Raw genomic sequence first — 11,597 nt, 5'->3', positions numbered from 1 at the left:
GTCAGCTCTTCCAATCCACAGTGAGACGCAGGGCGGCGTCGTCGACGATCGTCACGGAGAGCCACCACCGATCCGCCGCATCGGTCTGCGGCGACAATACGGATCCCTGAACGACGGAGGCGTCGTCCTCCTGCCGACGCCAGACGAAGTCGGGCGCTGCGGCGCCCTCGGGCGGGTCCTCTTCGAGGCCACCGCCGTCTAGGACGACCTGCGCCGAGGCGACCACGGTCTGCTCGTCCTCCGACGGGGGGACCTCGACCAACGCGCGTAGGACAGCGATTCCGTCCTCGACCACGACACTCGGACCTTCGACGATGCGCGGCTTCGTCGCGCGCCGACGCCGAGAGCCGCCGCCCCCGCCGCCTCCCGAGCGCTTGTCCGCGACGGGACCGTCGGACCCGGCACCCGTCCCCGAGAAACTGCGAGTGACGGAGCCGAGACGGGCGGCCAGTCGACCGAGGCCCGCCGTCTCTGTGGAGGACTTCAACGTCTTCTTCGGTCCCGTCTCCTTCTGGATCGCCCCCCGGAGGAATGCGCCCAAATTGTTGACGACGCCGAGGTCGGTGCCGCGCAGTCCGGCCGGTACCCACGCGTCATGAGTCGGAGGTTCGGCACGACCGAAGACGTCGTCGGCCTCTCCGGACCCGATGAAGACACCGGAGTAGCCGAATCGAGGGTCGGGGTGCTCTTCGCCGATGAAGTAGTCGACGACGAGTTCGACCCTGCGCATCCGTGCGATGTGACGGCGTGGCCCACTGATCGGACATGCCGCGTCGAACTCGTCGTCCTCGGAGGGAACGGCCGGGGACAGCTGCAGTGCCATCGTTCCCACGTCGAACGGCGCTCGCTGGCGGGTGTAACGGTGGCCGTCGAGTCGACGGGCCTTCTCGAGGGCCATCGCGAAGGGTGCGACCGTCGGAATCCGATCGGCCGAAGGGACCGCTTCCTGCTTCCCGTCGACACTCGTGGAGAGGAGGAGGACTCCTTCCGGCGCGGGGACCGTCTTCGGCCAGAGGTGCCAGACCATGGAGGAACGGAGGAAGGCGATCGCTTCATCGACGGTCCTCGGTCGTTCCGAGTCGAACATCCCCAGGTCGGGGTCGATGATGACGACGTCCGTCCCGTGCTCGCCCTCGGTGAATCCCGGCAGCCCCAGTCGCGCAGACAGGTCCGCCGCTTCGAACCCCGTCACCGGGTCGGGCACGCCGTCCACCAGGTCGCCCCACCAGTGACGGCCCGTGTAGACGTCGTTCCCGTCCATCCACTTGTGCGTCATCGCTGCGCCCATGACTCGCCGGCCGGCCTTGCGATCGACCGCGTGGGTGTCGACCAGGATGGCGCTCGCCCGACTGACCGAGTAGTAGATGCCCTTGCCGAAACCGTAGGTCCCGCCCCCCAGCGACTGGTTCCGTGGCTCGCCCACGTTGCGGAGGAACTGGACGAAGTCGGGGCGCTCGTCCTCCTCGACGCGTGCATCAGCGCGCGCGGGACCACCGAGTCCCACGGTCCCTCGATCGCTGACCGTCATGACGAGAGTGTCGGGGGTCCATTCGGTCTTCTCGAAGAGTCCGCTCTCCGTCGGAAGTTTCGACTCGAAGTTCTCCTGCCACACAGCGGCACGATCACCGAGGCGGGAGATGTCGATGGAGAACCGGACCTCGAGCCCGGCCCGAGCGTCCCAACTGTTCTGAGCGGCTTCTCTCGCCAGGACGGTGAGGGGATCGAGTCTGGGCTGACCGAGTTGCTTCTTGATGCCGTCGGCCGCTGCCGAGCCTTCCGGCGCGAAGCGCTGGGACCACCATTCAGGCATGTAGGACCTCCTGCAGGAGTTCGTCGACACCGCGTGCCGAGGCGAAGGGAAGAAGCGCTGCGGTCCGCAGTCGATAACTCACGTCGGAGTAGTCCTCCTCGGCACTACCGGGCAAGGGGACGAGTCGGGGTGTCGTGTCTTCGACATCGAGCACGATGACGGAGCCCGTCCGAAATCGAGTCAGTGGAGGACCGTCGACCGCGGTCGACAAGCCGAGTAGAGCGAGCGGTCGGTCGAGATCGACGTCGTGAACCTCGCGGAGTCGCGCCGCGGTCTCGAGGACGGTGGCACCGTCCTCCGCTTCGAACACCTCGATCAGAAGGAGGTGCAGGCTTCGCCCGTCGTGCCTCGCCAACTGTCGGAGGCCGTGGACTTCGATGGAGTCCGAGTCCGCCACGGCCTTGACCTCGACGCAGCCGGAGGGGAACTCGAAGTCGTGCGGTTCTCGGAAGGGCCCACGCCAGGCGTCCGCGACGGTCGCGTCGATGCTCAGAGCCCGATCGAGAACGGCGAACTCCGCCGCGATCCCCATCTGCTCGATGAACGACAACCGCTTCCCTCGCTCCAGGGCGAGAAGACGCCGCCATCGGTCGATCGCTTCGAGAGCCGCCGCGCCCGCTGACCGCGGGTCGTCGACGCTCGCGATGACGTCCTCGATGAGGAGGTCGAACTCCGCGTGCACGGAGGAGTCGCCGCACGCGACGTCCAGGACGCTTCCGCTGTCGACGCCGAAGGCCAGGTGGCGAACGGCGAAACGAACGGCGTCCCCGTCCCCCGGGAGCGACGGAGGTGCGATGACGAGAGGGACGAAGAGGTGACGTCGACCCTCACCGTCCACACCGAGACGGACACTTCTCGGACCCACGTCCTTCATCGGGAAGGATTCGAGCCGATTCCCCGAGGGACGGACGAGGACCGCCCAGGCGCCGGCGGTCGTTCCCGTCGGACTCACGCCGTCGTTTCCGCTTCGGTGTCCTCATCGACGCCTTCGGCGCGATCGTCGGGCTCCTCGATCTCCATGTTCGACAGATCGACCGAGACCTTCGTCGCCGCGACGACGAGCTCAGGGGAACGCTGGCCCGGGAAGACGACGCCGATACCGACCGGGACGACCTCGGCGTCCATGGACAGGCGGAGTCCGTCCCTGCCGCCCAGCGCCCCACCCTTCGGAGCGATGAAATAGAGGACGAGCAGACCCTCCGCGCGGGCGACGGGATCGAGGTCTCTGAGCCTGATCAGGTCCTCCTCACTGGCCTTGCGCGCGTCCTGACGGGACAGACCGAGATCGGCGACACGGTCCTCCTTGCTCATCAGGGTCTTGATGTCGGCCCCCTCGAAGCTCTCCTTCCCGTTCACCCGGCCGCGCGTGACCATGTGCACGTCGAGATCCCCGACCTGGACGGGCTCACCCTCCGGGCTCTCGACGATCGCGACGGACCACGTCTCGAGGCTCTTCTCTTCAGCAGTGGTGCACTTCTCGATGTACTGCCGCATGAGGTCGGGATCGACGTCCTTCGACTCCGTGTGCACCGAGTAGTCCGACAGGAACCTCTGAACCAGATCCACCGGAACGTGACGGTAGAGTCGCGCTCCTGTCGCTCCGGTCTCCAGAGGTCGTTCCGATCGTCCGCATGCGTCGAGGAGTGCGGTCGCGGCGTCGAGGTTGTTCTGCAGCCACGTCCGGTCGTGGTTCCGGAAGTACCGCGTCTGGAAGCGCCGCCCCTCGAACGACACGAATCGAGGGGAGGCGGCTCCCATCTTCGCGGTGATCCGCAGCGCCGGGTGCGTACTGATACGGACAGCGGCCTGTTCCGGCGTGATGTCCTCCCGCTGGAATCGGTCGATGTCGTCGCGCATCTCGTACTCGACCCGGGAGAGATGGCGGAAGTTGTCCTGCAGCTCCGCCGTCATCCAGATCCGGGGCAGGTCCTCGTAGCCGGTCCGGTAGCCGAACCAGCGCCCCATCTGCATCAGAGTGTCGTACGCGCTGGCGGCTCGAATGAAGAAGCTGACGACCAGTCCTTCAAGGGTCAGGCCGCGCGAGAGAGTGTTTCCACCGACGGCGATGACGACCTGCGAGGGCCGGGAGTTGTAGTCGAGGCGGTCGGTGCTGCGGAAGTTGTCGAGGACGACCCGGGACTCGTCGACGCTCAATCGCAGGAACGGGAGGATCTCGTCGAACGTCGAGACGGACTTCGTAGGATCCTCGAGGGGCACTCGCGTGCTCTCCGTCGCCCAGAGTGCGCGCAGTCGATCCTCCGTCCCGGACCCTTCAGTGGCGAGACCGAGCGCTGTGGCGCCCCGGTACTGCTCGATGACCGGTTTGAAGGCCTCGTGCACCGACGTCTTGACCGTGGTGTGCACCAGCATCGAGCTGTGGCCGCGGTCGCCGCGTGCTCGACGGGCAGCCGTCGCCAGCCAGAACCAGTCGAGCGCGTCGGCGAACTCGGCGGTCACCTCCGGTACGAAGGTCGCGGCGTCCTTGGTGCCGGGCCGCAGTTTCGCGACGTCGTCGTCCGGCACGATCCGCACCATGTCGTATCCGTCTTCGGGCTGATCGGTCGATGCCAGGTCGGACGTCACCGTGTCACGACCGAAGATCTTCTCGGGTCCGAAGTAGCCGTCAGGCCTTGGCAGGCTGAGGATGAAGTCCCGCGGGTACAGATTGCTCTTGTCGTAAGGGTTGATGAAGACATTGGCGAAGGGAGTCGCGGTGTAGCCGATGTAGGTCGACTTGGCGGCGAGGCCGAGCAGATCCGTGATGAGCGGATTGATGGTCGACGTCTCAACGGACGCCTGGTCCGCCTCGTCGTCGATCACGAGCATCGGGCGCTCCCGGAGCGCCGTCCGGGCCCCGTCCGTCTCGAGCCACTTCTTCAGCTTCCTCAGGACGGAGGCGTTCTTCTTCACCACCGCGACTCCGGTCTTGTTCCCGGAGAGGAGCGCAGCAGCGTCGAACGGAGGGAGTCGGAAGTCGCGGTCGAGCTCGGTCAGTCGGAACCAGTCCTTCGCCGGAACCCGCGCGAGCGCTTCCTCCAAGCGCATCTGCGTCTGCTTGCGGAGGGCGTTGTGGATACCGGAGAGGACGATGATGAGCCCGTACTCGAGATCGGCCATCTTCGCCGCCGTGGCGAGGAAGTTCGTCGTCTTGCCGCTCTGCACGTAGCCCACCACGAGACCGCGGGTACCCCAGCCGGCCTTGTCGGGTCGTTCTGTGTGAGCGACGACCTTGTCCGACGAGCTGTTGACGCTCATCAGGCGGTCGTCGTTCCAGCCTTCCGAGCGGAACTGCTCGTACAGACCGCTCCAGAACTTGTCGTCCGGGGTGGGGCCCGGGTACCAGTCCGCCTTGCCCGCGGCGATGATGACCGGTCCGCCCGTCACCACTTTCTTCTTATCCGCTTCGAACCGATCGCGGAGCTGGGCGAGTACGCCCGCGTCCAGTACACCTGACATCGATTCTTCTGCGGCCTCGACGCCGTGCCGGCGCGCGTACGAGGCGAACATTCCGTAGAACATGTCGATGCTGATCGAGACCACTTATCCTTCGTCGGACGATGATGCTCGTGCAGCCTATTGAGGCCCACCGATATGGGCAACTCGAAGTCGAACCGGTTCAGCTCAATGAAGCGGCATTCGAGTCGACCCTCAGAAAAGTGAGATCGAATCCGTTTCGCGAGGACCGGCGACGAGGACGTCGCCGTCCAACGCGCCGATGAGGTGAGCCGCGATCGCAGCGCCGAGCGGGATGGGCACGGCGTTACCGATCTGCTTCGCGATGGCCGTCCGGGACCCGACGAATCGGTAGTCGGTGGGGAAGCCCTGCAAGACGGCCGCTTCGAAGAGGGAGATCGACCGCATCGCTTCGGGGTGCAGGTAGCGGCCCTTCTCCGGCTTGAAGAACTCGGTCCTGATGGTCACGGCCGGCTTGTCCCAGTGCAGCCGTCCCATCACGTCAGCCGAGCCTGTGCGGTGGTTCCTCCAGCAGTTCGCCTGCAGCTCGTAAGGGAGGTCGAACCGATTACCGCCGGGCGGGATCCGGGCGAAGCGCTGGAGGGACAGTGATGAGTAATTCCTCCCGGTGTGCAGTTCGAGACCGGAATACGGACCCTTGAGCAGTCTTCCCGCGAACTCGATCGACCGCTCGGGGAGGTCTCTCTCATCGATGGTCTCGAAGGAGATCCGGTGCTCCGCCATCAGAGCGTCGCGAACGGTCCGGTGACGTCCGAGATGGGAGGGCTCGGGGAAGCCCGGCGTGACGAGATCGCGACGGTGACCGATGAGTACGGCGCGCTTCCGTGCCTGAGGAGCGCCGTGGTCGGCGGCGTTCAGGATCCGGCACTCGAAGGCGTAGTCCTCGAGGACCTCGCCCGGCTGTACCGCCGCTTCGAACTCGCGGAACTGCGGCGACTTCATGAAGGCGGCGACGTTCTCCACGACGAAGTACTTCGGCCGCACGCGACTGATCGTCTCGGCGTAGGTCTTCCAGAGGTCGTTCCGCTCGTCCTCGACGTCCTGCTTGCCGAGGGTGGAGAAGCCCTGGCAGGGCGGACCGCCGATGACGATGTCGATGTCCGTCGGCATCGGTGCGTCGGCCAACCAGCTCTGAATGCTTCCCGCCCAGGCCTTGCCCCTGCCGAAATTGGCCTCGAAGGTCGCAGCGGCCGCGATGTCCCACTCGACAGCCGCGACCGTCTCGATCCGGGACGAGGCGGAGTGGAACCCTGCGGTGAGGCCGCCGGCGCCGGCGAACAGATCGAGGGTTCGAATCGGGCCGCGTTCCATGTGACAAACGTACTGTGACAAACGCACTGAAAACGGCGGCATCGCAGGCCCGAGGCGGTGGATCCTCTTACGCTCGGATCATGTCCTGGGCTTCGAGCGACGGCGTCCGGCGCTCGATGCGCAGCAACCGCGGCCGAGACACGAAGGCGGAGCTCCGCATCCGATCGGCGCTCCACGCCGCGGGACTCAGGTACCGCCTCCAAGGCAAGGTGCCGGGGTCGTCCCGGCGGACCATGGACGTCGCCTTCCCCCGACAGCGCATCGCGGTCTTCATCGACGGCTGCTTCTGGCACGGTTGCCCGGTGCATCACACGGTGTCGAAGACCAACGCCGGCTTCTGGGCGGAGAAGGTGACGAGGAATCGCGAACGGGACCGCGACACCGACCGACTACTCCGAGAGGCAGGCTGGATCGCACTTCGTTTCTGGGAGCACGAGGGCCCCGACGAGGTCGTCCGGGTCGTCACGGAGACGGTCGCGTCCCGACGAGTTCAGTGACGCTCCCGCCTACAACCCCCCTCTTTGACGCCCCACCCACCCCCGTGTTACGTTCGCTCTCGGACATGTGACTGGTCGTGCAGGCAGGATCCGACGAAACGCGTAATGAGCGTCGTCGGGTCCTTTTTTTGTGCCCGGATGCCTCCTGACGCTCCGCCGGAGCACCGATGACGGTGCCGGAGGGGGCGGGGACGGCGACGGACGGCCGGGCAGCACAGCGCAGGGAAGCGCGTGTCCCCACACACCCGGAGGAGTACCGATGAGTACCCAGGAGAGCGCGAAGGCGATCCTCGAGCACGTCGGCGGCGCCGCCAACGTGGCGAAGCTGCAGCACTGCTCGACCCGTCTGCGGTTCGCGCTGGCGGACGACGCGAAGGCCGACGTCAAGGCGTTGAAGGCGGTGCCCGGCGTGATCGGCGTCGTCACCGGCCCGCAGACGCAGGTCATCGTCGGCAGCGGCGTCAGCGAGATGTACGCGGCGGTCGAGAAGCTGCGCGGCGGCACCACCGCATCCGCGGAGCAGGCGAAGCAGCCGCGGTCCCTCAAGCGCCTCGGCGCGACGATCATGGACTTCGTGGTCAGCGTCTTCACGCCGATCATCCCGGCCATCGCGGGCGCCGGCATCTTCAAGTCGTTCCTCGTCCTCGCCTCGGCGCTGGGCTGGCTCGACCCGGCCTCCGACAACTTCAAGCTGCTGTCCGCCATCCCGGACGCGGTGTTCGGCTTCCTGCCGCTGCTCGTCGCCTACACGAGCGCGAAGAAGCTCGACGTGAATCGGCCGCTGGCGCTCGGGCTCGTCGGCGTCCTGGTCTTCCCGGCGTTCACGACGCTGCTCAACCAGGAGGGCGGCGTCGCGCTCTTCGGCATCCCGGTGCCGGTCATCGCCTACAACGCGCAGGTGTTCCCGGCCATCCTGGCCGTGCTGCTGCTCTCGGTCGTCGAGCGCTTCTTCACGAAGCACTCGTGGGGCCCGATCCGCACGTTCTACGTGCCGCTGATGTGCCTCGTGATCGTCGCTCCGGCCACGATCTTCCTGCTCGGCCCTCTCGGCTACTGGCTCGGCTCCATGCTCACCGGCGCGATGATCGGCCTCTACGGGGCGCTCGGCTGGGTGGCCGTCGCGCTGCTGGCCGGCGTGCTCCCGCTGATCATCTCGGTCGGCATGCACAAGGCGTTCATCCCGCCGACCATCGCCACGATGGCCAGCGCGGGCAAGGACACCTTCTACCTCGCCTCCTCGCTCGCCCACAACGCGGCGGAGGCCGGCTCCAGCCTCGCGATCGCCCTGCGCACCAAGAGCGCGACCCTCCGCGCCACCGCCTTCTCGGGCGGCCTCTCGGCCCTCTTCGGGATCACCGAGCCGGCGCTCTACGGCGTCACGCTGCAGAACAAGCGCGCCCTGGTCTCCGTCATCACGGGCAGCGTCGTCGGGGGCGCCTACATCGGCGCCACGCAGGTCGCCGCGTTCGCGCTGGTCAGCCCCGGCGTCGCGAGCATCTCGATGTTCATCGACGGGCTGAACCCCTGGAACCTGCTCAACGCCGTGATCGGCCTGCTGATCTCGGTCGCCGTCTCGTTCGTCGTCTCCTTCGTCATCTGGCGCGACGACGCCTCCGCCAGCGTCCAGGCGCTCGGCGACGTGGCGGCCGACGCCGGGAGCCCGCTCGCGCTGCAGGCGCCGCTCACCGGCTCCGTCATCCCCCTCTCGGAGGTGCCGGACCCCGTGTTCTCGGCCGGCGTGCTCGGCGAGGGGCTGGCGATCCGCCCCACCGACGGAGCCGTCCGGGCGCCGTTCGCGGGCGAGGTCATCGCGCTGCTCTCCTCTCGCCACGCCGTGGGGCTCCGCCGCGCGGACGGCGTCGAGGTGCTCATCCACGTCGGCATCGACACGGTGCAGCTGGACGGCGCGCCGTTCGAGGCGCACGTCGCGGTCGGCGACCGGGTCGAGGCCGGGCAGCTGCTCCTCACCGCCGACCTGGCCGCGATCACCGCGGCCGGCTACGACACCACGACCCCGGTGCTCGTGACCAACTCCGCCGAGTACACCGTGCTCGTCGAGGCCGCCGAGCGGATCACCGCCGGCGACCGGATCATGACCGTGACGCAGAGAGAGAAGGAGCTCGCCGATGGCGCTTCCTGACGGATTCCGATGGGGCGGCGCCCTCGCCGCCAACCAGGTCGAGGGCGCGTGGCGCGAGGGCGGGCGCGGCCCGGCGGTCAGCGACGTCGCCTCCTACAAGCCGAAGGCGGACCCGAAGGAGTACGCGATCCACCACCGCAACACGGTGGAGAGCATCACGGCGGCGATGTCCGACGACGACACCGAGTACTACCCCAAGCGCCGCGGCATCGACTTCTACCACCGCTACCCCGGCGACCTCGCGCTGTTCGCCGAGATGGGCTTCACCACCCTCCGCGTCTCGATCGCCTGGACCCGCCTCTACCCGACGGGGGAGGAGGCGGAGCCGCTCGAGGAGGGCATCGCCTACTACCTCGCCCTCTTCACCGAGATGCGGCGCCTCGGGATCGAGCCGCTGGTCACGCTCTCGCACTACGACCCGCCGCTCGCGCTCGCGCTGAAGCACAACGGCTGGGTCGACCGCCGCACGATCGGGCTGTTCGAGCGCTTCGCCCGCACCTGCTTCGAGCGCTTCGGCCACCTCGTCGACATGTGGCTGACCTTCAACGAGATCGACGGCATCATCCGCCACCCGTTCACCTCGGGCGGGATCATCGAGGAGACCGTCGAGGGCAGCGTGGAGCAGGCCTGCTACACGGCCCTGCACCACCAGTTCGTCGCCTCCGCCTCGGTCACGAGGACGCTGAAGGAGCTGTGGCCCGAGTCGCGGATGGGCTGCATGCTCACGATGCTGACCACCTACCCCAACACCTGCCACCCCGACGACGTCGCGGCGACGCAGGCGAAGGAGCGGATGCTCTACCTCTGCACCGACGTCCAGGCGGGCGGCGCCTACCCGCGCCTGGCGCTGCGGGCGCTCGAGAGCCGCGGGGTCGAGATCCCGTTCGAGGCGGGCGACGTCGAGCTGCTGCGCGAGCACCCGGTCGACTTCATCTCGTTCAGCTACTACATGTCGATGACGGAGTCGGTGCGCCCCGACGCCGAGCGCACCCCCGGCAACACGGTCCTCGGCGTCAAGAACCCGTTCCTCGAGTCGAGCGAGTGGGGCTGGCAGATCGACCCCGTCGGCCTGCGGATCTCGCTGATCGACCTCTACGACCGCTACGGCAAGCCGCTGTTCATCGTCGAGAACGGCCTCGGGATGCGCGACGAGCTGACCGAGGACGGCCGGGTCCACGACCCGTACCGGATCGACTACTTCCGCGCACACTTCGAGCAGATGATCCAGGCGGTGGACGAGGGCGTGGAGCTGCTCGGCTACGTGAGCTGGGCACCGATCGACCTGATCAGCGCCTCCAGCTCGCAGATCTCGAAGCGCTACGGGTTCGTCTACGTCGACATGGACGACCTCGGCCACGGCAGCACCGAGCGCTACCGGAAGGACTCGTTCTTCTGGTACCAGAAGGTCATCGCCTCCAACGGCGCGGATCTGGGATGATCCTCCTCTGCCCGGAGGAGCCGTCCGGCTCTCCGGGCAGAGGCCCCGCCACCCCCACCCCAGCCCTGACGCGGCCGTCGACGGAGACACGCATGCAGACCATCAAGAAGGTGCTCAACTCGAGCGTCGTCCTCGTCGTCGACGAGCGCGGCGTCGAGCGCGTGTTCCTGGGCAGGGGGATCGGCTTCGGAGCGAAGGCCGGCGAGGCGATCGAGCCCTCGAGCGTCGACCAGGTGTTCGTGGCGCTGGACGACTCGGATCAGCGCAACCTCGTCGAGCTCCTGGCGCAGATCCCGCCGGAGTTCATCGAGCTCACCCGCGCGGTCGTCGCCGACGCGGAGGAGCAGGGGCTGAAGCTCGACCCGCACGTGTACCTCGCGCTCACCGACCACCTGCACTTCGCGGTGGAGCGGCAGCGGCGCGGGCTCTCGGTCGCCAACCGGCTGGCCTGGGAGATGCGGACGGTCTACCCCGTGCAGTACGCGGTGGGGGAGCGGGCGGTCGAGCGGATGCGCGAGCGCCTGGACGTGGAGCTGCCCGCCGACGAGGCCGCGAACGTCGCGTTCCACCTCGCCAACGCGGAGCTCGGCAAGGTCGGGATCGACTCGCTCCGGATCGTGCAGCTCATCCGCTCGGTGACCGCGATCATCCAGCACTCCAGCGGAGCCGCGCTCGACCGCGACGACCTCCGCTCCGCCCGCTTCGTGGCGCACCTGCAGTACTTCGCCGAGCGCTTCTTCTCGGGCGGCCTGCTCGAGAGCGAGGACGACTTCCTCTTCACCAGCCTCAGCGCCCGCTACCCGCGCGCGATCGCCTCCGCCGAGCGCGTGCGCTCCTTCGTGGCGGCCGAGTACCAGGCCGCCCTGCCCAACGAGGAGGTCGCCTTCCTGGCCCTCCACATCGCGCGCGCCGCTCCGGAGTAGCGCG

Annotated in this window: 8 protein-coding genes; 4 read left to right on the top strand and 4 right to left on the bottom strand. The window is 67.7% G+C overall.

Annotation, left to right across the window (positions count from 1 at the left end; genetic code table 11):
- Position 1: 1 nt before the first annotated feature.
- From C5C74_RS01835 to C5C74_RS01820, 4 genes are all read right to left on the bottom strand, one after another.
- Complete coding sequence (locus C5C74_RS01835; RefSeq protein WP_146082995.1) at positions 2-1,840, bottom strand: hypothetical protein; 1,839 nt, start codon at positions 1,838-1,840, stop codon at positions 2-4.
- The gene (locus tag C5C74_RS01830; RefSeq protein ID WP_104350876.1) at positions 1,803-2,762 is read right to left on the bottom strand and encodes a PD-(D/E)XK motif protein; all 960 of its coding nucleotides are present in this window, start codon (positions 2,760-2,762) and stop codon (positions 1,803-1,805) included. Before C5C74_RS01830 ends, C5C74_RS01835 begins: the two co-directional genes overlap by 38 nt.
- Positions 2,759-5,350 carry a Z1 domain-containing protein gene (locus C5C74_RS01825; protein ID WP_104350875.1) on the bottom strand — a complete coding sequence of 864 codons (2,592 nt, stop codon included), beginning with the start codon at positions 5,348-5,350 and terminating at the stop codon, positions 2,759-2,761. Before C5C74_RS01825 ends, C5C74_RS01830 begins: the two co-directional genes overlap by 4 nt.
- 108 nt (positions 5,351-5,458) lie before the next feature.
- Positions 5,459-6,595, bottom strand: a complete 1,137-nt coding sequence (locus C5C74_RS01820) for a DNA cytosine methyltransferase (RefSeq protein ID WP_104350895.1) — start codon at positions 6,593-6,595, stop codon at positions 5,459-5,461.
- Between the two features lie 80 nt (positions 6,596-6,675).
- Between C5C74_RS01820 and C5C74_RS01815 the strand changes: the two genes are divergently transcribed.
- From C5C74_RS01815 to C5C74_RS01800, 4 genes are all read left to right on the top strand, one after another.
- Positions 6,676-7,092: a very short patch repair endonuclease gene (locus C5C74_RS01815; RefSeq protein ID WP_104350874.1), complete on the top strand. Its 417-nt coding sequence runs from the start codon at positions 6,676-6,678 to the stop codon at positions 7,090-7,092.
- Positions 7,093-7,351: 259 nt separating this feature from the next.
- Positions 7,352-9,232, top strand: coding sequence for a beta-glucoside-specific PTS transporter subunit IIABC (locus C5C74_RS01810; RefSeq protein WP_104350873.1), 1,881 nt, complete (start codon positions 7,352-7,354; stop codon positions 9,230-9,232).
- Positions 9,219-10,670: a glycoside hydrolase family 1 protein gene (locus C5C74_RS01805; protein WP_104256263.1), complete on the top strand. Its 1,452-nt coding sequence runs from the start codon at positions 9,219-9,221 to the stop codon at positions 10,668-10,670. The genes C5C74_RS01810 and C5C74_RS01805 overlap by 14 nt, the downstream gene beginning before the upstream one ends.
- 92 nt (positions 10,671-10,762) lie before the next feature.
- A complete protein-coding gene (locus C5C74_RS01800) occupies positions 10,763-11,593 on the top strand; it encodes a PRD domain-containing protein (RefSeq protein WP_104350872.1) in 831 nt (276 codons plus the stop codon).
- The last annotated feature ends 4 nt before the right edge of the window (positions 11,594-11,597 follow it).

The sequence above is a fragment of the Rathayibacter sp. AY1E8 genome (assembly GCF_002931415.1).
GTDB lineage: Bacteria > Actinomycetota > Actinomycetes > Actinomycetales > Microbacteriaceae > Rathayibacter.
Note: the sequence above shows the minus strand (reverse complement) of the source record. Positions and strands in the feature narration are given on the sequence as shown.